We start from the raw sequence: 24,476 nt of genomic DNA, 5'->3' as shown, positions 1-24,476 counted from the left end.
CCCCCTTAGTACAAACGGTCGATATACGCCCAGAGCGGCAAAATCATGTCGCTACCTGTGGCGTTCATATGGTATTCCAGTGGCGAACACATCTGCCCATCGTAGTCGAACACATGGTGCAGGTTGTAATCGCGAATATGTTTTTGCAAAAGCATCTTCAGCCCCGCAAACGCCATCCCCGACTGCACAAAGGGCATTAAAAATGTCAGACAGTAGCGGGTGTAGCCCTCGCGGAGTTGCCCGACGCCCTTCGGTACGTCGGCGTCTTTCAACAAGTGGATGGCGCTGTCGTAGCCCCCCGCCTGAAGCGTTTTCTGTACGCCGTCTAAAAAAGCCTGCTTGTTCCGCTGGTCGTCTTCAAAAAAGCACAGGTGTTTAATATTGAAATCGAGGCCTTGCGCAACCGGCATGGCCACAGCAGTGAGCAAGTCCTCGAAGTTCTCAAACGACAGCTCCTGATAGAGTCTGGAGCAGGCGATTTTGCTCTTACAGTCGAAAATCGTGTACTCGTAAATTGTGCCGGATGTTTCAAACTTGCCGTACGGCGTCGCCCAAAAGAGCCAGCATTCCCCACTGGCCATTGTGCCGAAATCGGGCAGCGGCGCACGGGCAGCAGGTGGTTTCTTTCTCGAAAACTTTAGGCGCCGATCTCTCGTGGACAAATTGTGGCGCTTTAACACATTGTAAACTGCCGATTCGCTCATGTGACACCCGAACTCCTCCAGCAAGAATTTCAGCTCTCTAGGCCCGCGTTTCGGGTAAATCTTCACAAGCGTTAAAATGCTCTCCACCGCGTCTCGACCCGTCTTATTCACCGGCGTAAACTGCTTTTTGACGGGGTCGAGTCCCTCGATACCGCCGGACTTGTAGCGGTTCAACCAACGGTAGTAAAGCGTCCTCGAAATCCCGTACTGACGACAAGTCTCCGAGACGCCAAATTTCTGGCCTTCGGCGATAATTTTAAACTTCTGTTCTCGGTTCACGGCGCCCCCCTTTCGCGTGCCTAACTTTATGAAAAGTTTAACATGGATACTGCATTTCCACAACATGAGAACGTTTGTGAAAAAATTATTTTACTTTAGCTTTCTGTTAACAGTTTGTGACCAAAACGCAAAGAAATCGCACGTTTTCCCAATGTTTATCAATGCGTACACTTGTAAACACTTTGCCAAAGTAAAAAGGGGCTTAAATTTACCTGTTGGCGTCTGTTGCCACTGAAAAATCGGCTTGTTATAATCACCGTAACAGAACCGATTTTTCAAGTTGAGAAGTGGTTCTGCCCTGTAAAAAAATCCACAAAGTCAGTTGCCGGCGGGCTGTTTGTCATCGCGAAGGCCGCCGAATAAAACTTATTGATAAAAACAGTCGACGATTGGGGCTTTTTAAATCCTTTTTGACGGCGACCATGCCGTACGGGCTGTTTCTATAGAGGGTATATGCTAGTGTCCTGTAGCGTTCATAATTAAAAAAACTGCTCATCTACTCTGCATCATTGCGGCGTTAAAATCTCTCGACAATGTCCCGCATTGTCGTCGATCTTTTGCCTTGCACTGATACAGACTATCTGACATTTTTAATTAAATCTCAACGCTACAGGACACTAGTGTTTCTTGTATTTAGGAGAGGGGTGACCGTGTGAGTGAACTCAAAATTTTTTCAATCCAAAAGAACATTCATGAAGACAACAAAAAAGTAGCCGACGAAAGCCGAGCGGCACTGCGCGAAAAGAACGCCTTTTTAATCAACGTCATGTCGTCGCCGGGCAGCGGCAAGACCACGACTTTGGTGCGCACCATTGAAGCGCTGAAAAGCGACATGGCCGTCGGCGTCATCGAAGCCGACGTGGATTCCGACGTAGACGCCAAGACCGTCCAAGCGGCAGGGGCAAAAGCGGTTCAAATGCACACTGGCGGGTTGTGCCATTTGGACGCTACAATGACTCGTGCCGGTATTGACGAACTGGGCATCGACGATTTGGATCTGGTGTTTCTCGAAAACATCGGCAACCTCATCTGTCCGGTGGGCTACGACACGGGCGCGATGAAGAACATCGCCATACTCAGCGTACCGGAAGGCGACGACAAGCCGCTGAAGTACCCGATGATCTTTGCAAAAGTCGACGCACTGCTCATTAACAAAGTGGACACCATCGAGCACTTTGACTTCGACATGCCGCTGCTGGAAAAGCGCGTGCGCAAATTGAACCCAGACATTGAAATCTTTGCGATTTCAGCGAAGACCGGCGAAGGCATAGACGTCTGGGCAAACTGGATTAAAAAACAAATGGGGCGGGGGTAACCATGGCTAAAAATCAACAAAAAACCAACTTCAACAAATCCGAGCGCTTTAACTTTGCGCTGAATTGGGCAGATGTCGACGGTAGACCTTACCGTCAGGAAATTCTCGATCTTGCCAATAAAATCGGCAGAACCAAAGCGGGCAGCAGCCGCGAGGCCATTCCATTCGGACCGGAATACTACGCGCTGGAGCCGATTCTCACACCGTATCAGGCAAAAATCGCCCTCCATGTGGCGTTTAGAGAAAAAATGAGCGCCGAGGCCATTGCCAAAGCCGCCGGGGAGCCGCTAAACAAAGTTAAAAAGGCCCTCGATCACTTGGCGTGGACAGGGGTGACGTTCTGGAACACTGTCGACGGCGTGGACATGTACTGGCACGACATCTTCGTACCGGGCCACCTCGAGATGATTAACAACAACAGAGAACTGGTGGCAAAGCACCCGGAAGTGGCTGAGGCCTTCTACTACTTCGGCAGCAAAAAGGGCCCTATGGCCGCCGGCATTATGCCCATCGGCGCCGGCCCGATGCGCGTTTTACCTATTGAACGCTCCATCGACGGCAACTCGCGCAAAGCGTCTTACGAAGAACTTTCAAAACACCTTGAAGAATCCGACGTCTTCTCTGTATCCGACTGTTCGTGCAGAACGTCGAGAGAGGCCATGGGCGAAGGTTGCGGTCACTTAAAAGAAGAGATGTGCATCCAGCTGGGCCACGCGGCGGAATACTATATTAAAACCGGCAGAGGCCGTGAAATCACAAGGGAAGAAGCCTACGAAATCATCCGCAGAGCGGAAGACAACGGCCTGATGCACTCCATTCCCAACCTCGACTCACCGGGACACACACACGCCATCTGCAACTGCTGCGGCTGCGGCTGCTACGCCATGCGTTTGGCCAACGAGTACCTCAACAACGACATCGTGCGTTCCAACTACAAGTCGGTGGTGGACGAGAGCAAGTGCGTCGCCTGTGGCGAATGTGTAGACGTGTGTCCGACCAACGCTCTGCGCCTCGGTCAAAAGCTCTGTTCAAAGACGCCGCTGGACGAAACCGTGACCAAAGTGACGCCGCGAAACAGCGCGTGGGAAGAAGACAAGTGGAACAGCGACTACCGCGTCAACCGCAAAAATACCCTCGATTCCGGTACGGCACCTTGTATCACCAAGTGTCCGGCACATATTCCGGTACAGGGCTACGTCAAACTGGCGTCTCAAGGCAAGTACACCGAAGCCCTTGAACTGATTAAAAAGCACAACCCACTGCCTGCTGTCTGCGGCCGTATCTGTCCGAGACTGTGCGAAGAAGACTGTACCCGCGGCGACATCGACGAAGCCGTGGCAGTGGACGACATCAAGAAATTTATCGCCGAAAAAGACCTTGAAACAGGGACGCGATTTATTCCTAAAAAGCGCCACGACTACAGCGATAAGAAAATCGCCATTATCGGCTCTGGCCCATCGGGGCTCACTTGTGCCTACGACTTGGCACTGGACGGCTACGATGTGACCATCTTCGAAAAAGAAAAGCGCATGGGCGGCATGCTCACACTGGGCATCCCCTCTTACCGACTTGAAAAAGACGTGCTCGAAGCGGAAATCGACGTCATTCGAGAGATGGGCGTCACTTTTGAAACCGGTGTGGAAGTGGGCGTCGACGTGACCCTTAAAGACCTGAGAAAAAGAGGGTTCGACGCGTTCTACATCGCCATTGGCGCGCAGTCCGGCAGAGCGCTGGGCATCGAAGGGGAAGACGCAGACGCCGTGTTCAGCGGTGTGGACTTCCTCAGAAAACTCAACCTCGGCGAAGACACCGGCGTCACCGGAAAAGTCGTGGTCATCGGCGGCGGCAACGTGGCCATCGATGTGGCACGTAGCGCCACCCGTCTCGACAGCGTGTCTCAAACAGACCTCTATTGCCTAGAGGCGAGAGACCACATGCCGGCACACAAAGAAGAAGTCGACGAAGCACTGGAAGAAGAAATCGGCATCCACAACGCTTGGGGCCCTGTGCGCATCCTCACAGAGGGCGGTCGCGTCACAGGCGTCGAGTTCAAGAAATGCCTGTCCACTTTTGACGCTTCAGGACGCTTTAACCCGATATTTGACGAAACCGACACCAAAGTGGTGCCATGCGACCACGTCCTGCTCTCTGTAGGACAGACATTTGCCTACGGCAACCTACTCGCCGGCGAATCTGTGGACTTATCGCCACGCGGCACAGTGGCCGTGCACCCAGTTACCCTGCAATCGTCTCGTGAAGACATCTTCGCCGGCGGCGACGTGGCCAGTGGCCCTAGACTCGCCATCGACGCTATTGCAGCAGGGAAAGAGGCGGCAGTCTCCATTCACCGATTCGTTCAAAACGGTCAGTCGCTGATTTTCGGCAGAGACAACCACGCCTACAAGATGTTCGACAAAGACAACCTCGATGCCGGTATCGACTACGACGGCACGGCGCGTCAAAGAATCGACCACGTCGACGGCAAGGTCTCAAAAACGACGTTCAAAGACCTCCGCGGTATCTTAACAGAGGAGCAGATTCAAAAAGAGACGGCGCGCTGTCTCGGCTGTGGCGCCACCAAAGTGGACGAATACCTCTGTGTCGGTTGCGGCGCTTGTACACTGCGCTGTAAATTCGACGCCATTAAACTGGAGAAAGTCCACGACGTCAAAGGCTACGAAATCGACGACTTGCCAAAAGCAGTGCTCAAAAAGGCGTTGACCCGAAAGGCCAAAATTACACTGAACAAAATCAATCCGTTCTCTGAAACGCGATAGACCATCACCCATAGGGAAAGGCGCCACCGCCTTTCCCCACTATGAAAGAGAGTTAAAGCATGCACGAACTCGGTATCGTCTACGAAGTGATTAAAATCGTGGATCACTTCGCACTTGAAAACCAACTGACCAAAGTCGATAAAATCGTCCTGGAGATTGGCCAGCTGTCGCAAGCAATTCCTCGATTTATCGAAGAATGTTATCCGGCGGCCGTCAGCGAGACGGCTTATGAAGAGACACAACTGGAAATCGTCACGCTACCGGCAAACGGCTGCTGCAACGGGTGCAACGCGGTGTACAACATCGTCGAACACCGCAAAGTATGTCCGTCGTGTGGCGGCGAAGATTTCAAACTGCTCTCCGGTCAGGAATTTAATATTAAAGAGATTGTGGCGTATTAAAGAAAGGGGTAAACAATGGGTTTTTTATATGAGGGGATCACCTTGCAAAGCTTCTTTGCACTAATTTGTTTTATCGCTGTCCTTCTTTTTGTGAATGAAATAACGAGGCGTTCAAAAGGCGTCTCCATCGCCGTGTACTGCGTGATGCCGATTCTACTCGCCATTGGCGTATTCTGGGGGCCTCTCGGTTCGCCGACGGGGAATACGTGGTTTGGCTGGGTTAAGGTCGTTTCCGCACTGGCAGGCGTCTACGGTTTTATGCTCATTCGCTTCACCAAGTTGGGCGACCGCAAATTCGCGGCGTACTTCCCAGTGACCATCCTGTCGCTGAACATCGCCGAGGCGGTTTACAGAGAATTTGAAATCTACGCAACTTACAAGACGCTCACAGTAGATGCCGGCGGCATCCTCGTTCTCGGAGGCACTTGGAACTTGCTCAACGCCGTCGCAGGGATTTTGACCATTGTGACACTAACGGGCTTCGTGGGCATTCGCGTGTCGAGAGACCGCAGCCGCGACATGGTGTGGCCGGACATGACTTGGATGTACGTCGTGGGCTACACCCTTTGGAACTTCGCCTACGTGTACAACTGCATCTCCACCCGTTCCATGTACGCGGGTTTCGGCATCCTCATCGCCGCCATTATCGCCGAATACGTCTTCAAACGCGGCGTATGGCTTCAACACAGAGCACAGATTCTGTCGCTCTACGCACTTTTTTCACTGTCGTTTGACTATCAGTCGGCATCTTACTTCAAAATCTTGCCGACGTACTCAGAATCGGCACTGCTCATCGTCAGCGGCCTGGCGTTTGCCTTTAATGTCGGCGTCTTCGCCTACATGCTCTACACGATGAAAAAGCGCCGTATCAACCCGCTGAAACAAGAACTCTACACACACACAGCGGCTTACAAACGTACCATCGCGGACAACAACTTGTAGCACGTCGCCCCGCCGGATCACACTGGCGGGGTTTTTTACACGCCTAATTTGTCATTTAATTGTACGGAGGCCTAGCATGCATCTCTACACTTTAGGCGACTGGACACTGGTATTTGATACAGAATATCGGGTCATCAAAGATGCAACAACACTGGTGGTGCTCAGTCAACACAGCACCACCCTCGTCGTCGCCAGCCTAAAAGGGACTGATTTCTGTATTGAAACAGCCACCTACGGCATGACCTACACCTACATCGTAGAAGAACGACTGGTCAAATTTCTGTCTGAACGTGGCGATTAGCCACCCAAACCACAAAACCCACTGAGCAACGCTGCGTACAGTGGATTGGCTCCCCTACGCTTTGATGGGGTGACTTTATTTTACACTCAAATGATAAAAGAGGTTGTAAGCCGGAATAAAACGACTTGTAACCTCTCTTTTTATTAAAGATCAATTTCAATGAACTTCTTTTTAAAAGCCCCATAAACCAATACCTGTGATATGCCAAAATGAATTTTTTAGAAGACTATCAAAATCAGACAATCGTGAAAAACGGCTATTATAAAGATGGCTTTTCACTTAACACAATCAGTTGTCGAGTTTATTGTAACCTATCCCTGAAGTGCATCAATTATCGCTTTTGCTCTGTTGGTTCTTTCTGTTATAAAGAAATTTTTTCAATCCCATTTTACCAGCAACAAAAATAATTAAAGTCAATATAATAATGTAAATATAGTTAAGATCAATCTTAAAATACGCCAATAACTTAAATGTCAAAGCAAAGATTGCTGCAAACACTATTGCATCAATATAATAAGTGAGAAAATTGCATAATTTATAACCGTTGATTTAACAAGTTTTTAAAGAAACAAAAAGGAAACTTCACCCCAAACGTCGAATTATATAAGTGGCAGCAAACACAATCCAAACGAAGGAGGAAGTTTCCACTTATGTATATTCGACAAACATGTCTATTTTCCTTTGAAGAAATTATGAACTTTCAGCAAGAAACGAAATTGGAATTAATTCTTGCTCAGATCAACATCTCACCTTTGGTTGCGGCATTATCTAAACAGAGTCATTTGAGAGGTCCAAAAGGTTACAGAGTCGCACCGATGATTTACGCATTAATTGCTAAGCAAATTCTGAGAATTTCGACCACCAGCGAGTTGGTGAGACAGTTGAAAGAGAACCCAGTGTTACGTTATAACTGTGGTTTTGAGGTGTTATCCAAAGTACCATCAGAAGCCACTTTCAGCAGATTCGCAGATAAGCTGTCAGAATCAGATGCGTTGCTGAAACTATTCGGTGATTTAGTTGTTCATGCTAAAGAATTAGGAATTGTTGATGGTAGTCATATTTCAATAGACTCTACTAAGGTAGATGCTTTCGAAGCCTCAAAACCAAAGAAAGATATTGTAGATGACGGCACCAACCCAAACTGGGGAATGAAGCGCGATACTCACGGTAATAACATTCGTTGGTTTGGATGGAAACTTCATATCCTGAGCGATTCATACAGTGAATTACCACTTTCAGTTATGGTAACACCAGCGAATGTTCATGATGGAACAATTGCAGTTCCACTGATTGAAGAGTTTCTAAAGCAGTATAGAGATCTGTTTAGACCATTGTTCTATGCGATGGACTCTGGATATGATTATAATTCTGTCTATGATGCAGTAATAAATCACTTTGAAGCTACTCCAATCATAGCCTACAACCCAAGAGGCAGTCACGCCGCCCCAGAAGGGTTAGATGATGAGTTTCATCCAGTCTGTTCTGGTGGTTACAAACTCGTTTATTGGGGGATTGACGGCGATTACATGAAATTTAGATGTCCACAAGTACTGGGGAAATGTAACTGTCCACATGGGAGTGCATGGTGTTCATCAAGCAATTATGGTTATACGCTCAAGATAAATCGTAAAGAAAATCCAAGACAAATCGGATATCCGTTAAGATCATCTGATCAATGGAAGACTCTATACAACAAGCGAACTTCTGTTGAACGTTGCAACGGTCGACTAAAGACGATTTTAAATTTGAATTCAATCCGGTCTAAAGGTATCAAGAAAGCAACTGTTCATGCGTTGTTAAATTGCATTGCGTTGGTTGCAGGAACCATCGCTTCAAAAGTTAAAGTAAACAGAAATGAGGAACTCTTAGTAGCATAATGAACAACAAAAGATTGAAATTTGAAAGCATGGCAGGGGCTGTTACTTAGGATTAAGCCTTTTTCTCAAATTATCGAGTTAATTATGCAAGAGTCTCAAGTAAATGTTTCTTTCATAAAATTTTCACCTCCAACTTTAATTGAGTTGACTCAACTTTCCCACCCCAAATTCTACGTCAGTTTACATCACTCATTAAAAATCCATATTTTCGATGAACCTACAAAGAATTCAAGTCGATGCTACTACATTTTAACATTTCATACACCCCCTTTCAACAACAAGATTGTGAATATTCAGACACATAGACTCCAAGACACATGATGCGTCTTCGCTTTCAGATCCCTATACACCGATAACAACCTTCTCAAAGGCTTTTTATCATAGCATAGAAGCGTTCTAAAAACTGCGAATCTCCCTATAAAAGCACGTCCTAAATCCGCTTACATCAAATACCGGTAAACGCCTCGCCATTTTTACACAAATGGTAAATTTTATAGGATTCTGTCTCAAAAGAACCGTCCCCAAAAGCATATTTTAAAATAAATTTTCGTAAATGGGATTAAACACACGACAGCTGGGTATACGTGCAGATGCAAACAACTTTAAAAGGAGGTACTTATGAAAGATTATCATGAAGCGATGGACGTACTATCAGAAGAAACAAAAGACTTTACCCGAGCCCTCAACAGCTTGAGAGAAGAAATCGAAGCTGTCGACTGGTACAACCAACGGGTCGATGCATCAGGCAATGAAGCGCTAAAAGAAATCATGGCGCACAACAGAGACGAAGAAATCGAGCACGCCTGCATGACCATCGAATGGCTCAGACGCAACATGCCCGGCTGGGACGAACAACTCAGAATGTACCTGTTTACAGAAGGCTCCATACTGGAAGTAGAAACATCCGGTCAATCAAATAACGAAAAAGCCGATGGCGGTTTGGCCATTGGCGATCTTAAAAAATAAGCGTATCTAACTGTAGAGAACAAAGGAGGTCAAGAATGGATATATTAAAACGTGAATTGGCACCCATCTCAAAAAGTGCTTGGAAAGAAATAGACGCTCGAGCAGAAGACGTATTGTTCAGCGTTCTATCGGCTCGCAGAGTCGTCAATGTAAACGGCCCGAAAGGCTGGGACTACACCGTCCTCTCCGAAGGTCGACTCGATGTAAGCGAACAAAAAGACAAAGCCGTTAAAACCGGCGTTTACAGAGTAAAACCGCTCGTAGAAGCACGTGTTGAGTTCGAACTAAATAAGTGGGAGCTGGACGACATCACAAGAGGTGCAAAAGACATAGCACTGGATGCCTTAGAAGACGGCGTCAAAAAACTCGCCCTATTTGAAGAAGATGCCGTGTACAACGGCTTTAAAGACGGGGACATCCAAGGTCTAAAAGCCGTCGCCGAAACAACCTTGTCTTTTGGGGACACAGGTGGCAAAGTTCTCGAAGCCCTTTCCCAAGCGATTTTAACACTCAATCAGGCGTATGTTAAAAAGCCGTACACACTGATTGTGGGGAAAAAAGCCTACAAACAGCTAAACACCTTGCACGACGGCTGCCTTTTAGCAGATGTGGTCAAAACCCTTATCGGCGGCGACATCGTCTATTCCGAAGTACTTGAAGGCGCGCTACTGGTACCGTACAACCACGAGGACCTGGAGCTGACAATCGGCCAAGACTTCTCAATCGGCTACGAGCACCATACCGATCAAACCATCACATTCTTTATCACCGAATCGTTTACCTTTAGAGTCCTCGACCCGGCTCTAATAGTCGCTTTTGAATAAACACACCCACCGGCACCGATGCTCTCGGTGCCGGTTTTTTTATCTCAAAAGCTTTAAAAAAAGCCAGAACCCCCTTTACATATATGGTAAATATTATAGGATTCTGTCTCAAAAGAACCGTCCCCAAAATGTCGTTGACATATATAGATGCCCAATATATAATCATATATAGATATTCTATATATAAAGGAGATACACATATGCGCATTGATAAAAGTCTGCTATCAGGAAGTACCACCACCTTATTATTAAAGCTGCTGCAAGAAAAGGATATGTATGGCTATGAAATGATTAACACGCTTTCAGAAAAATCAGACCATACTTTTGATTTAAAGGCAGGAACAATTTATCCGATTTTGCACACTCTTGAAAAAAAACAATTTGTTAAGTCGTATGAGCAAAAAGCAGATAATGACCGAGTTCGCAAATATTATCATCTTACAGAAAAAGGGGAAAGGCTGTTGCTAGAAAAACATCAGGAATGGATTGCCTATTCTAAAGCGGTAAACAAAGTTTTAAATGGAGGCCTAAATTATGCAAGAATTTAGTTCAATAAAAGAATATTGCAAAAAAATATGTGAACAAGTTCGGTGGAAAAAGGCACGACCACTTATATCAAAAGAAATAGAAAATCATCTGTATGACCAATCTAATGCCTACATGTCAACGGGTGATGATGAAACCTCTGCAACAAAAAAGGCAATAATGCAAATGGGCGATGCGGTTACCATAGGACAAGAACTTGATAAAGCCTATAAACCAAAACCACAATTTTTTATGATAACATTAACCATTCTTTTTATGTTAGTTGGCCTATCAATAAATTATTTCATCGAGACCTCTGTCGATTCGTCTAATACCTTTAGTACGCTGCCTTATGTTTTAGGTTTTGGTGTTTTTATACTTTGCTACTTATCTGATTTCTCCATTTTAGCTAAATACCCTAAAACGCTATATACCGCTATTTTAGTGACTTCGATCATTGCTTTAATTGCATCCACAAAAGCGAACAACGCAGTTGTTTGGATTAGAATTTTAGGTATTCATTTTTCACCATTTTATTTATCACTGATTTTTCCACTTGCCTTTGCCTTATTTGCTTATAGTATGAGGGATAAAGGAAAAGTTGGTGTTTTATTAAGTGGGATCGCCTATCTGCCTTTTGCAATCATATTAACAGTTGCCCCATCTTTTTCGGGTTTTATCATTTACACAATGACCGCTTTACTGGTTCTTTGTTTTACAATATGTCGCGGGTGGTATGGTATTCCTAAAAAACAAGGTCTTATGGTCGTTTTAATGCCCGCCTTCATATTTTCAATACTATTATTGGCTCGGCTACTTAGAAGTCCCTACGCTTTAAATCGCATTAATAGTCTTTTCAACCCAGAACAAGACCATTGGGGCAGTGGCTACTTATATTATGTAATAAGAGATATTTTATCGCAATCCGTTCTCTTCGGAAAAGGTCATTCTTTAAATGTTACAGAAAGATTGCCCAATATTAGCACAGATTATTCTCTTGTTTATTTAGTTCATCAGTTTGGATTTGTAATAATGGTTGTTCTTGTACTGCTTCTCGTGATTTTTTCAGTGTTTGGAATCCATAAGGCGTTAAAAGAAAAAAGTTTGTTGGGAGGAGTCGTTTCTTTAACAATCATATTAACATTTGTTATACAAGCCTTTTTTTATTTGATTTCTAATCTTGGATATGGTTTGTTTTTTTCTACTTCATTACCCTTTATTTCTTATGGTAATGTGAACCTTTTAATTAATTCAGCACTCATTGGATTTATGCTCTCTGTTTTTCGCACAGGCGATATATTCAGTGACCATACTCTCGTCCAAAAGTCTTCAAGCAGAAGGCCTATATTCACATATCGAGACGGCAAATTAATTATAGATTTTAAAGCATAGTCTACATCACTTATGATGGAAGAGGCACCGTGCCTAAACGTTAAACAGAAAGCCATATTCAATTGAAGGCACGTGAAGCCAATAAAGCGAAGTGATTGTACTGAAGACTCACCTCTTGAAGTCGATGAGCGTGCATTCAGATGGCTGCTTGACGGATTAAGCATTAGAGAACGCCATGCGCATAAACCGTTAAATTGCCAAGCAAGCACTAGAAATAAAAGCTTTACAAGCAACAGGGAATTTTGAAGGGTCACTAAAAAACGACGCTTCAGTTTGCCCTGTAACGGCTTCTTATAAATTTTATGCCCCGTATTCCATACAAGGGCTAATTTCCTGAAATTGCCCACAAAAGTGATTTAGTCATTTTTGCATTAAAAAAACAAATAACCCGCCAATATCCCATCTCTGTTCGGTGCTTTTCCGATGCTAGAGACCTTCTTGGTGGGTTTCACTATCCATATTAGTGAAACCCACCACATTGTGATGAGCTCTTCATTTATCTATTAGAATAATATTTTTGATTCCTGCTTGTTGGCTTGTCAGGAAGGGTCATTTTGAGAAGACCTCCTTTAATTAAAGGATTATAGCCTCATTATCTTGGTTGGTGTCTTGGTTGGTACCTTGGATGGTCAATGGAATAATTGTCTTAAACACATCACCTTCAATAAATTCAGGATTGACACCTGAGTATATCTTGTTGTATTTATAAATGTTCCTGACTCCTGACCCAAGTTCATCAACACATCCACTTATCTCACCTTTTTTTTGATTTTGGCATGATTTTCTTCATATTTGAAGAATGACGTTCCATTTTTAAAAAAATCTCGTATCAAGAAATTTAATGTTTGCGGTGTTCCCTTTAGTTCTGTTTGTTATAAAACAAAAAAATAACCCACCAAGTGGCTTGATCATCATAATCAGGCAACTAAGTGGTGCAACGCTAGTGCTCAAAAGAACCGTCCCCAAAAAAATCCCGCCATGTTAGGCGGGATTTAAGTTAAAACAATGCGCTTCCAAACAACACCGTCAGCGCAAAAATAATAATAAAAATGAAGAACAGACCCTTGGCAATGGATGTGCTCACTGACTCCACACGCCTAAAGCCAAAGATGCCGGCAATAATTGAAATCACTAAAAATACAACTGCCCATTTAAGCATCGTCAACTCCTTTCATTCGTCCGTTTTCGTTTACTAGAAGCTGTCAAGCCACGCCTTGATTTCCTTCTCAGCGTCTTCCTTCGTCTTTCCGTACTTTTCTTTAATCTTGCCGATTAATTTATCTTTAGAACCGTCGATGTATGCCACATCGTCATCAGTGAATTTTGCCCATTTGGTCTTAACAGTTCCTTTTACTTGTGTCCATTTGCCTTCTAAAATATCTGTGTTCATCGTATTGGCCTCCTTATTAAAATCGTTTTACAATTAGAGTACAACCGTCTGTTGTGTCGAACGGCTAAAATAGAATACACTACTTATCTACCCGAGCTGTGATGATTTTAAACGTGGCGTCGTTGCAAACACAAGTGAGTCCCCAGTGTACCCACTGTTATTACATACCTAGAGCGATTTTAAATGTTTTGTAACAACTTTTTTCATTAGAAATATCCGACTTCCGTGCGGCTAGACGTTGTACCCTATGAAAGGCCTCATTAGCCCGCTATTTTGGGGTATTTTACAACCGCTGTTCAAACCGCACGTCAACGTACAAAACCCCGGCGCATACGCCAGGGTTCCATATTTGGTAAATTATATAGGATTCTGTCTCAAAAGAACCGTCCCCTTTAGAACATTAATGCGTTGAGCAGTGCCAATACCTCACCGTGTGTCACGGTTTCCATGGATTTCACCACTTCACGCGCTTCTTCATCGCTACCGATAATCGGCAACAAACGGTTGTAGACGATGTTCAGCTCTTGCACTGTAAGCGCTTTGTCGTAGCCGAATGTGCCGTCGACATAGCCGTTGACGATGTCTCTTGCCTCAGCAATAGCCACAGCGCGCACTTGGCTTTCAGTGCCTTCATCTGTAAAAGTATTTGACGCTTCTACGTCTTTTCTATAAAGCCCCAACGTCTTGGTCACGTACTCGATAAACGCCCCTCTAGTAATCGCTTCGTCAGGGTCAAATGAGCCGGTACCTGTCACAATGAGTCGAGACGCCATGTCGTTGATTTGGTCTTCGTAGGCGTGTCCCTCGGCGACTTCGAGTTTCACCGGGTTGTAAATCAGCGCGTACTCTGAATTGGTCAGGCTGTTGACACGCACCTGCTGCTTGCCGTTTTCATCAATGGTGATGACTGTCGGTACGTGCTCGTAAGTGCCGTCGGCATTCATCACGACGCCTGTGGTGATTTTTTCTACTTTTGAAAAAGAAAATGTTCTCGGCACATAGGTGCTGAAATTCTCTATGCGGGTCTCTGCTGTGCCGTTGGTCACTGTGACGCCTACCGCTCTCGGCTCGCCTACCAGTGTGTGACCACTTGCCTTTGCCACGGTGTTCAGCGCTGTTAATCGCTCGTCTGAAAGCTTACGGATATCGAGGGCAACGGCGACATTTAGAGCCGTTTCACCTGTGAGAATGTCCACGGCGTCGAGTTTAACATCGTAGCGGAAGTTCGGCGTGTTGAGTCCGAAGGTGTACCCACCCTTGACCATCTCAGAAACAGTTTCGCCGCTTAAAGCCGCTTGTGTTACGTCTCCGACGTTATTTACCGGTACTTCGACCAGTTTGTCCACATCGTCTTTCTCCGCGTCACGCTTTAATTTCGAGCGAATCATCGCTTCGTTGACGACGATGTCTATACGTCTTTCACCGGCAACTGTTTTGACTTGAATGGTGCCGGCATTTTGCGTTGTGCCGTTAACCACAATAGTGACGCCTGAATCCGTGTCATCGGCATCGTCCTCCGGTTCAGGCGTTGGTGTGGTTGGGGTTTGTCCCTGACCGAATGCCGCCACTTTGACAACAGCATCGTATGTCGAAAGGTATGTGACATACGCTTCTTCAATCGTGCTTACAAGCTCCGTTACGGTGTTAAACACATCAGTATCTTGGTCAGCACTCCACGCCTTCAGTGCTTTTAAGCCGTCATAAGCGCGATTATACTGCGAAAGCACCGCTTCTTTTTGTGCCGCTGTTACCCACTTCTGTTCTTTTGGCACGTTTTTACCGTCAGTGCTCACTGCGAGGGCATCAATGTCTGCCTTTTGCGTTTCAAGTGTCGCTAAAGCCTCATCAATAGCTTCGATTTCGCTAGGGATAAGCTCGTCTGTTCCCACTTGCATCGCCCCTTCAAAGGCGGTTTGGGCTGTTTTAAGTGCCGTCTGAGCACTTTGCCAGTTGGCATCTGCATCGCCTACATGTGCCGTTTTAAACTGCTGCGCTGTTTCCACAGCCGCTTTTATAGCGTCGTACGCCGATTGGCTCACAAAGTGATGCCCTTTTAAAACATTGTCCGTATGTGTCTCTACGAGAATGCGCGAAAACTTCGCTTCGACGGTACCCAGTAGTGTGTCGAAGCTGTCCTCTGTGGCGAGCCCATTTGTCCCCGCCGGCGCATTTTGTACTGAGGCACTGTACAAGTTAGTGTACGATGCGTTAAGCGCACTAAATGCGCTCGCTGTCATTTGAATCGCATTAAACGTATCGCCAGGATTAAGTACCCAAGCTTTTAAATCGCTTAAAAGCGACGTCATTTGTGTGTGAAGTCCCAACAGCTCTTGCTTCTTATCCGCTGTGATCCACTTGTCTTCTACCGACACATCGGTACCGTCTACACTGACCACGAGGGCTTCAATGGCCGCTTTCTGGTCAGCTGCAGCTTGTTCCATTTGATTGATTGTGTCAATGTCGTCTGCCATAACGCTAAACGACCCTTCGTGCATCGCCCCTTCAAAAGCCAGTTTGGCATTTTCAAGAGCGGTTTCTGCACTTGTCCAATCAGCGTCTGTATCGCCTGCATGCGCCGTTAAAAAGCTCTGTGCTGTTTCAAGAGCACTTTTCATGACATCGTATGCCGCTTGATCCACATAGTAGTGGCCTGTGAGAACCTCTTCAGAATCTGTTGAAACAAAGATGCGCGACCACTTTAAGTTTGCCGCATCGTAAAGGGTTTTCAACGACGCTTCTGTAGGTAAGACGATGCTGCCGTACGGCGCGGCGTTAAAGGTTGAAGTGACGAAGTCAAATGCTTCAGACTCTTTATTTCGCCAACTGGAAACACTCATCCCCGGCCAGTTACCTGTAAAATCTAGGCTGTCGTTGACGACTTTTAAGGCGTCTAGCTTGGCAAGCACTGCCGTCTTTTGATCTGCTGTCAGCCACTTTTGAGTGCTCTCCACCTCTGAACCGTCCACACTGGTCACAAAATCTGTAAGCTGTGTTTTGTAGTTTTCAATTCTGTTGTTGGAAGAGTTGACACTGCTTTGACCCGTGTAGCCATTTTGAACACGCCAAAGACTGCTTTCAATTCTTTCAAGCTTCGAAAGGGCACGATCCCAGTCCAATGTAGAACCATCATCTGGATGCCTATACACATATTCTGATTCAAAACTGTGTAAGTCCATCTGTATCATGGACATATCATCCATGCCACCAAAATCATCTGAGGGCATGAATTCCTCTGTTGTCCAGTAGTCGCTCCCATCGCCTCCAGATCGGATACTTGAGATACGACTGCTAAGGCTATGGTACTTACTCATTACGCTACTTTCGGTAGCCCCTTCGGCATGACCGACGGGAATGCCGGCAAAGACCATCAAAAGCGCAAGTGTGCTCGCTATTATCTTTTTCATCTTTCCTCCTATTGTTTTTTTCTTTCTGTTTTTTGCTTTATAAGTGTACCATACCCAAATAATCATTACAATTATTTATTTTGTTAGATTTATTTCTTTTAGTTTACAGTTTATTTTTATAAATTATGGGTAACAAGTGCCCTCGGTCAACTATGGTGCAACGATAAAAAACCCATTGCGGGGGCAATGGGTTTTCTATTTTTGGTAAATGGATGGGATTCTGTTTTAAAAGAACCGTGCCTCAAAGTCGAGTGAGGATTTGGACAAATCTCTCTCAACAAAGAAGAGGTGGGGTTCATTTAGAATCCCACTTCGATTATTGACTTAGAGCCTGACTTTGAACTAGAAAAAAGCATCTTGAGTCATAAATACTCAAGATGCTTTTCTGCTATTAACACTTTTTTATAATTTTATGGAGTTACTAAACCTTCAAAAGTTGTTTTAGCATTACCTAAGTCAGTAGTCGCTTGTTCAACTTCTATAATAGTTGAAGTTCCTGTAGTAGCTACGCTATTAGCAGATGTGATTGCAGTTTGGTAGTCTGCTTTCGCTGGAGCTGGATACTCACCAGAATTATTACCTTCAATTGCATTATCATGTTGCGTTTGTGCAGCAGCAACAGCGTCTGTCAAAGTTTGAATCTTCGCTCTTTCAGCAGTGATTACTGCAGCTCTATTAGAGATTCTTTGTGTTAAATCTGTTTTAACAGTACCGTCATTTAAATTAGTTACTTTAGTTTCAGCATCGAGTTTTAAACCTTCAGCAGTTGTAACGCCAGCGATAGTTTCTAATGATGCTTGTTCGTATGCTACAACTGCGTTTGTAGCAGCAACTTCAGCAGCAGCATTAGTCGCATCTACTTTAATTGTTACTTCTTGATCAGCAATTGACAAGATACCATTTGCTGGAGTAGCTTTATCAGTCACATTACCTGGAAGTGGATAGCCAACCTTAATAGTTTTCTCTCCAGCTTCAGAATCTTGAATAGCTACTAGAGTACTACCAGTGATTTCAAGAACAACTCTTGTATCATTTTCTTCCATTACTACATGGAAATCTCCAGCGTTGTTAGCGCCTGTTCCAAGAATTACACCAGCAGACGACTTAACGATTAACTGGTTAACAAAATTACCTTGTACTGGTTCAGTAAATGTGAACGCAATTTTGTTATTAATAACTACATCGTTTGCTTTATATTGTTCTACTTTTTTCAACTCTGGTCTAATTTTATCTACTACGCCAACATCAGCTTGTGTAGCAGCTAAATTTTTACCATAGATATTTGTAATACTTGTTGGACCTACAGTTTTGATAGTGTAGATTTCAGCATTAGGCTTGATATCACTGCCAGTTGTAAACTCAACTGTTTTACCATCAGAAAGAACTTTCGCATCAACAAAGTTTGTTACTGCTGAGTTACCTTCAAATACACCAAATACTGATGGTGCTACATTTTTAATAGCTGTATCAAACGTGACTCTTATTTTGTTAACAGCAGTTGCTTGAGCAGAACCCGTAACAGTTAAGTCTGCCGTATTACCCTTACTTGCTGTATTCCCTACAGTTCCAATCATGTTTCCTGCAACATCTTTAACTGCATATACAGTGATCATACCTGGGTCAACTAGTGAAGCTTCCTTATAAGTGATAACTACGCTCTTAGCATCAGAAGCTGCTTTAGCAGAAACCGCTTTGCTGTCAGCGCTTAATGGTTTACCAGCAATTTGGTAGTTACCAAGATTTTGAATTGTTTCTACATTCATAGCCTCTGTAAAGAATACAGTAATTGTATCTTTGTCATTGTTTACAGGTGTAGAAGTATTAGGAGTTACAACATATTTGTCTGCAATGCTTGGAGCTTTTGTGTCGATAGCTTTGAAAGCTAAGGTTGTAGTTGCTAATGGATTAGCTCTTACAGTTCTGTCTTTCATATCAACAAGTTTAGCACTGTAATCTGCTGGATCAATTTTATTTAATTCAGCTGGTGTGTACTCGATTACAGTGTGGTTAGTGTCAGCTTTAAATAAGTTGTCATTGTTTACAACTAACTTAGTAACAAGCTTACCATCTTTGTTAAGAAGTTGAATTTCACCAGCACTTGCCATAGGCTTTGAGAAAGTGAAAGTCAATTTGTTCTTTTCACCTACACTTGTAAGTTCTACAGTAGGAAGTGTTGAATCATCTTCTACATTAGTAACAATAGAAGCCCATTCTTTTACTTCATTACCCATGATGTCTTTTTGACCTTTGTACTGAACTTTTACTTCAACAATTGCAGCAATACCTAAGTTTGCATTTTTTAAAGTAACTGAAGTTCTTTGAGCATTCCAATCTCCATTAGCTGGAGTGTATGCAGCAAGATTTGGATCAATCTTGAAGCTACCTGTTACATTTACAGGTTCATCAAAAGTTACAACTACTTCATCTTTGCTTTTAACAGTAAGTGACGTTGCTACTGGAGCAGCTTCATCTTTTACTACCGTGAAATCTAAAGTCATTGTAGGAGCAACAAACTGTGCATAGTCTTTAACACCTTTAACTTCGATAGTATGCGTACCTTCAGCTAAAGCAGTTGAAAGAGTTAAGATTACAGTGTTTTTAAAATTGTTTGGTGCAGCTTTAGCAATTACAGAAGTGTTGTCAATTTTAACATCATTCATCAAAGTGAATAACTCTGGAGAAGATAATTGAACTGGCTCTGTAAATGTTAACTCAACTTGCTTAGGGTTTAATGCAACAGCACTTTCAAGCGCCGGAACAGTTACATCGTTAAGAATGAACTCTTCTTCATACTTAACAACTTCTTTACCCTCAGCTGTTTTTACGCCTTCAATAGTCATTTTAACTGAATCTGATTGCGTGATGTTTTTCAATTCAACAAATACCGTCATACCATCTTCTGAAACTTCAGTTGATGAGACTGCGCTTGCTGAACCTTCATAAACTTTTACTGTAGAGTCTTTAACTGTCTTTTTGTCAACAGCTTGATTGAATTCTACAGCTAAAACTTTTAAGTTATTAGAAACAACATTCTTAACTTCTAAATCAGTTACAACTGGAGTTTCTGGCTCTAATTTACCAAGCTCAACGCCAAGTGCAACGTCTGAACCTTTAGCAGGAATTTCACTTACTACAGTCCAGAGTGTTTCGAATGCTTGACCTCTAGTTAATTCGCCTTCTGATGCAGTGAAACCTACTTCAGCAGCTTCTTCAACTACAGTTGCCCACTCAGTTTCGTAACCTAAAACTCTTAACATAGCCGTTAAAAGCTCTTTACCAGATACGATACCTTTTGGCATGAATTCGTTTTTGTCGTTACCTACTAACCAGTCTTGTTCAACTGCGTAAGCAACGTATGGAAGTGCCCATGCGCCGATTTCGTCAGCGTCTTTGAAGTTTACAGTACCTTCAAATGCAGCTGCTTCTTCAGCTTTGCCGTTTAATTCAGCAAGAATTTTAGCTAATTGCTCTCTTGTGAATTCTTTGTCTTCCATAAGATCGCCACCAGTTCCGCCAGTGATGAACTCGTAATGCTTAAGGTTTTCACCTGCACTACCCATGTCCTCAACAGCGAATACTGGCATCATTCCTAGTACTAACACAAGTGATAATACTAACGATAATACTTTCTTCATGTGTAAATCCTCCCTTTAATATAGGTAATCTTGCTTTCCTTTTACAGAAGAGAGTTTTGATCAATAACCCCCTTCCGAGGCCAAAGCGCGCCTCGGTGTCTCGACCGCTTGACAAAAAACAGGCCGCGAAACCTAGTATTGATTATATCACTTCTGTAATAGGATGGTCAATCAAAGTTTTTTATTGTAATAGAACTGTAAAACATCTTGGTTCTACTAATACAACCTTACCGAATTTCCGATGTTTAGACACCTCTATCACTACACGGTTATTATACCGCAAATCCCCCGAAATGTCTGTTACAGCGCCATTACATTTCGTTACAAGTCAGTGACACCTCTCGCTTAAGCCCCATGAAAACAGCGCCACCGGTAGCCGCTGTGTAACAACCCCCACTTAATTCAGCCCCTCAAAACAGCCCAAAAGGCTTATGACAGATATAAAACAAGCGCCGGAGAAAACCTCTCCGGCGCTCTATATAATCAAGGCGCTGCTTTTCAGAAGACTTATATGTGACTTTTATGGGTGGAAGTCAACAAGTAAAAAAAAATCTGAAAGGCGTTAGCAGACACCTTAATTAACGGTTTTTAAGGAACTCAATAGCGGCTTCCAGCTGAACTTCGTCAGGGCGCATCACCATTTGCTCCAGTTTTTCTAACGTTTTTACATCCAGTACCGAATTGTCGCCGAGACCCTTTGCCTTTTTAAACGCCAGTACCGCTTCGCGCGTTTGCGCCGTGTAGCTGCCGTCGGGTTTCACGTCATAGCCCAGCTTTTGAAGGCGCTGTTGTGCGGCAAAGACATTGAGGCTGTTGGCGCCCACTGAGGGGTTCAGCGGTGCAAGGCCTTGTTTCGGGTAGAGCTTGCCCACTTCGATGTCGGGCTTGATGCCCACGCCGTGGACATGGGTGTCGTCTTTCAGCAGGTACTCCGCTATGGTCATCTTGAGACCGCCGCCGGTGTTCAGCGGAACGAGCGTCTGCACCGTCCCCTTGCCGAAAGAGTTGGCTCCGATAACCGTACCGGCGCCGTTTGCCTGCACACTACCGGCAAACACTTCACTGGCACTGGCAGAGCCTTCGTTGACCAACACCACGAGGTCCATTGGCGCTTTGGCGCGCGTCGCCTTGTAGGTGATGTCTTTGGCACTCTTATAATCTATCTTGACGATGGGATCGCCCTTTTCGATAAAGTAATCGCTGAGGTGGATGGCGACGTCCAGTAGGCCACCTGGGTTGTAACGCACGTCGACGATGAGTTTTTTCACATCGTGGTTCACCATATACGCCATGGCCTCGTCGAACTCCTTGCTGGTAATCTCCTTAAAGCCGGTGAGCTCGATGTAGCCGATGCCCCCGTCGAGAATTTCATACGAAACCGTTAAAACTTCGATAACCGCCCGGGTGATGGTGACGTCAAACGTCTCGCCGTCCCTGTAGATGGTGAGGGTCACGTCGGTGCCCTCTTTCCCTCTGATTTCGGCAACCGCCTGTTCAGACGAATAGCCGTTGATGTCCTTGCCGTCGATTTTTATAATCTCGTCGTTGGGCAAAAGACCCGCCGCTTCAGCAGGGCTGCGTCTTATAGGGGCCACAATTTGAATGTACCCCGACGCACTCTCGATAATAGACGCCCCGATACCGGTAAACGTCCCTTCCGTGTACTCGTTGAACTTTGAAAATTCTTCCGGTGTAAAGTACGTGCTGTATGGATCGAGGCTCCTAAAGAGCCCCTTGTAAGCGCCGTCGAGCATATCGCGTTTCGACGCATCTTTGTAATAGTCTTTTTCAATGCGGCTGAGCATAAAGCTGATAAACGCCTCGTAATCCTCAGTGACCTCTCCAGTCGTCTCAGCGAAAATCGGCGCAATCGCCATGCCCACCAAAAGCACCGAGAGAATAATCGCCAGCGCACTTTTCAGTATCAGGCGTTTCTTTTCTTTTTTCCTCTTCCGTGCCAATCGTTGTTCTCTTACTTCTTCGCGCATGGCGTCCTCCTTTTAAAATCTTTTCTTCTTATATATATGGGTCGCCCTATAATAGTATGCCCTTTTTGAACAAAAATCAAGCGTTCTTATCGATTGAGGCGCACAAGTTTGACGTATAAATTGCCGTCCTTCTTCTCCACCACCGCTTCGTCGATCATGGCACTGACCAAAGTGAGTTCGTCGCCTTCATCGGTTTCGCCTGCGAGCTGCCAGTAGTATTCCTCGATTTCCGCCTGTCGTTGACCGCTGAGCATCTCCTCGAGATGAGCGATGTCCGCCGCGTTAAAATGCGTGTCGTAGTCGATAATCGTAATCATCGAGCTGTCTTTCGTGCGCTTAATCTTAAAATCCACCTCATTGGTGTCGTCCCTTAAAAAAAGTGTCGTCAGCTCATCGACGATGCGACAGATTTTCTTAACTTCATGTCTCATGCCCTAGTCTCCTTTTTTGAATGCGTCAATAATCGGCACAATCATCCCCGCCGCCAGACCGCCTGCGAAGCCGTTGTTGTAGAGGTTGATGCCTCCGTGAATTATACCAATGTTTGTCACAAGGGTCAAGTGCAAAAGACCGGCCGCCACACCGGCGATAGGCCCAAACGTTCCCGCCACCGGTGCAATCGTCGTACTGAACAGCGCCGAGATAATAAACGCCGTGCTGGAATAGTCGTAGCCGAAAAACAAACCGCCCAGCAACACCCCGAGGACCACAGGCATACAGTTCTTCGGGTGCTTACCAAAAGCCCCAAAACCCGCAATCGTCATAATCCCCGCGATAATAGGCCCGTTGACGGGGCCGCCGAGGACGAGGACAAACGTGAGGGCGATTGTCCCCATGAGCCCCATGTTCACAAATGTGAGACCGTAACCCACCAGCGTCGTGAAGTCAGTGATGGTACGACCTTTGTACTTTAAAACCGTCTTGTATTGTTTAATGCTGTCGCGGTTCACCGCGAGACCCGCCACAATCAAATAGAGAAAGAGCAGATAGAACAGCGCGATAATGGCGTAGTTGCGCTCCGTGTACAGCAGATTTACCGTGAGAATTTCAATGTCGAAGTTTCTCAGGACACTGGCAAAAGCCGTCCCGACAATCCCCGCCGTAAAGCCGATGTTGTAGAGGTTGTACCCGTCGTGAAAACGCAGCATGTGCGAGGACAGCGGCACAATGGTAAAGCCGATAAGCGTCCCTGCGACGATGCCCATAAAGTAGTTGAAACCGTCTGCGAAAATGCCGCCGAAGGTAATCTCGCTCACCAGCGGCGACAGCGCCGTGCTGAACATAATCACGAGGAGGATGTTTTTCAGTTGTATCCCTTGATGTTTGGCGTATAGATAGCCGCCGAAGTAAATCGGCAGGATATTCATGATGTTTTTACCGAAGAAAGAAAAGCCGAGAACTGTAAACAATGCGGCGATTAGAAGTCCGTTGATGCGCATTTTGAAGCGCCTTAATAGATAAATGTTGAAAAAGCCAATCAATGCGGCGTTGATAAAAGCCGGGCCTATACCGCCGACGACGAGGAAATCGGTTAAAAGCGTCGTAGGCGAGGTGACGATTTTCTTCAGTCCATCCATAATGGAGAGGTGTTCGTAAAAGCTGAAAAAGAGACCAAAGATTAAAAAAGCCGTCGGAAAAATACTTAAAATATTGCGTTTATGCTCCTTGTGGAGCTCCATTTCTTCATACCTGTTTGTATAGACCACTCATTCACTTCCTTTTCTCAAAAAATATATAATCCTTAATATTTTACAAT

19 protein-coding genes are annotated in these 24,476 nt (G+C 44.9%); 10 read left to right on the top strand and 9 right to left on the bottom strand.

Annotated features, from left to right (window positions below):
- Nucleotides 1–5: 5 nt before the first annotated feature.
- Nucleotides 6–983: a helix-turn-helix domain-containing protein gene (locus ACR6HW_RS11035; protein ID WP_455727780.1), complete on the bottom strand. Its 978-nt coding sequence runs from the start codon at nucleotides 981–983 to the stop codon at nucleotides 6–8.
- A 652-nt stretch (nucleotides 984–1,635) separates the two neighbouring features.
- On the opposite strand from ACR6HW_RS11035, the gene hypB reads away from it, so the two are divergent.
- The 10 genes from hypB to ACR6HW_RS10985 all read left to right on the top strand — a co-directional run bounded on the left by hypB (nucleotide 1,636) and on the right by ACR6HW_RS10985 (nucleotide 12,303).
- Nucleotides 1,636–2,298, top strand: coding sequence for a hydrogenase nickel incorporation protein HypB (hypB, locus tag ACR6HW_RS11030; protein ID WP_455727779.1), 663 nt, complete (start codon nucleotides 1,636–1,638; stop codon nucleotides 2,296–2,298).
- A gap of 2 nt (nucleotides 2,299–2,300) precedes the next feature.
- On the top strand, nucleotides 2,301–5,075 hold the full coding sequence (locus tag ACR6HW_RS11025; RefSeq protein ID WP_455727778.1) for an FAD-dependent oxidoreductase: 2,775 nt from the start codon (nucleotides 2,301–2,303) through the stop codon (nucleotides 5,073–5,075).
- Between the two features lie 59 nt (nucleotides 5,076–5,134).
- The gene (locus ACR6HW_RS11020; RefSeq protein WP_455727777.1) at nucleotides 5,135–5,476 is read left to right on the top strand and encodes a hydrogenase maturation nickel metallochaperone HypA; all 342 of its coding nucleotides are present in this window, start codon (nucleotides 5,135–5,137) and stop codon (nucleotides 5,474–5,476) included.
- A gap of 15 nt (nucleotides 5,477–5,491) precedes the next feature.
- A complete protein-coding gene (locus ACR6HW_RS11015) occupies nucleotides 5,492–6,418 on the top strand; it encodes a DUF5692 family protein (RefSeq protein WP_455727776.1) in 927 nt (308 codons plus the stop codon).
- A 76-nt stretch (nucleotides 6,419–6,494) separates the two neighbouring features.
- Nucleotides 6,495–6,719, top strand: a complete 225-nt coding sequence (locus ACR6HW_RS11010) for a hypothetical protein (RefSeq protein ID WP_455727775.1) — start codon at nucleotides 6,495–6,497, stop codon at nucleotides 6,717–6,719.
- A gap of 650 nt (nucleotides 6,720–7,369) precedes the next feature.
- Nucleotides 7,370–8,596: a transposase gene (locus tag ACR6HW_RS11005; RefSeq protein ID WP_455727774.1), complete on the top strand. Its 1,227-nt coding sequence runs from the start codon at nucleotides 7,370–7,372 to the stop codon at nucleotides 8,594–8,596.
- 618 nt (nucleotides 8,597–9,214) lie between these two features.
- A complete protein-coding gene (locus ACR6HW_RS11000; RefSeq protein WP_455727773.1) occupies nucleotides 9,215–9,562 on the top strand; it encodes an encapsulin-associated ferritin-like protein in 348 nt (115 codons plus the stop codon).
- A 35-nt stretch (nucleotides 9,563–9,597) separates the two neighbouring features.
- Nucleotides 9,598–10,386, top strand: a complete 789-nt coding sequence (locus ACR6HW_RS10995) for a family 1 encapsulin nanocompartment shell protein (RefSeq protein ID WP_455727772.1) — start codon at nucleotides 9,598–9,600, stop codon at nucleotides 10,384–10,386.
- 200 nt (nucleotides 10,387–10,586) lie between these two features.
- Nucleotides 10,587–10,934 (top strand): PadR family transcriptional regulator, encoded by a 348-nt coding sequence (locus tag ACR6HW_RS10990; protein WP_455727771.1) that lies wholly within the window; start codon nucleotides 10,587–10,589, stop codon nucleotides 10,932–10,934.
- Nucleotides 10,921–12,303, top strand: a complete 1,383-nt coding sequence (locus ACR6HW_RS10985; RefSeq protein WP_455727770.1) for an FtsW/RodA/SpoVE family cell cycle protein — start codon at nucleotides 10,921–10,923, stop codon at nucleotides 12,301–12,303. The genes ACR6HW_RS10990 and ACR6HW_RS10985 overlap by 14 nt, the downstream gene beginning before the upstream one ends.
- A gap of 496 nt (nucleotides 12,304–12,799) precedes the next feature.
- On the opposite strand, the gene ACR6HW_RS10980 is transcribed toward ACR6HW_RS10985, so the two are convergent.
- The 8 genes from ACR6HW_RS10980 to ACR6HW_RS10945 all read right to left on the bottom strand — a co-directional run bounded on the left by ACR6HW_RS10980 (nucleotide 12,800) and on the right by ACR6HW_RS10945 (nucleotide 24,426).
- A complete protein-coding gene (locus tag ACR6HW_RS10980; RefSeq protein ID WP_455730880.1) occupies nucleotides 12,800–12,877 on the bottom strand; it encodes a Fic family protein in 78 nt (25 codons plus the stop codon).
- Nucleotides 12,878–13,300: 423 nt separating this feature from the next.
- Nucleotides 13,301–13,462, bottom strand: coding sequence for a DUF1328 domain-containing protein (locus ACR6HW_RS10975; protein ID WP_455727769.1), 162 nt, complete (start codon nucleotides 13,460–13,462; stop codon nucleotides 13,301–13,303).
- A gap of 33 nt (nucleotides 13,463–13,495) precedes the next feature.
- Nucleotides 13,496–13,693 (bottom strand): CsbD family protein, encoded by a 198-nt coding sequence (locus ACR6HW_RS10970; protein WP_455727768.1) that lies wholly within the window; start codon nucleotides 13,691–13,693, stop codon nucleotides 13,496–13,498.
- A gap of 392 nt (nucleotides 13,694–14,085) precedes the next feature.
- Nucleotides 14,086–17,097 carry an S-layer homology domain-containing protein gene (locus ACR6HW_RS10965; protein ID WP_455727767.1) on the bottom strand — a complete coding sequence of 1,004 codons (3,012 nt, stop codon included), beginning with the start codon at nucleotides 17,095–17,097 and terminating at the stop codon, nucleotides 14,086–14,088.
- Nucleotides 17,098–17,507: 410 nt separating this feature from the next.
- On the bottom strand, nucleotides 17,508–20,732 hold the full coding sequence (locus ACR6HW_RS10960) for an S-layer homology domain-containing protein (RefSeq protein WP_455727766.1): 3,225 nt from the start codon (nucleotides 20,730–20,732) through the stop codon (nucleotides 17,508–17,510).
- Nucleotides 20,733–21,310: 578 nt separating this feature from the next.
- Nucleotides 21,311–22,720, bottom strand: coding sequence for a S41 family peptidase (locus ACR6HW_RS10955; protein ID WP_455727765.1), 1,410 nt, complete (start codon nucleotides 22,718–22,720; stop codon nucleotides 21,311–21,313).
- Between the two features lie 86 nt (nucleotides 22,721–22,806).
- The gene (locus tag ACR6HW_RS10950; RefSeq protein WP_455727764.1) at nucleotides 22,807–23,151 is read right to left on the bottom strand and encodes a hypothetical protein; all 345 of its coding nucleotides are present in this window, start codon (nucleotides 23,149–23,151) and stop codon (nucleotides 22,807–22,809) included.
- Between the two features lie 3 nt (nucleotides 23,152–23,154).
- Complete coding sequence (locus ACR6HW_RS10945; protein WP_455727763.1) at nucleotides 23,155–24,426, bottom strand: DUF1576 domain-containing protein; 1,272 nt, start codon at nucleotides 24,424–24,426, stop codon at nucleotides 23,155–23,157.
- Nucleotides 24,427–24,476 lie beyond the last annotated feature (50 nt).

The sequence above is a fragment of the Fusibacter sp. JL298sf-3 genome, assembly GCF_053842995.1.
This window is presented reverse-complemented; position numbering and strand designations above follow the sequence as displayed.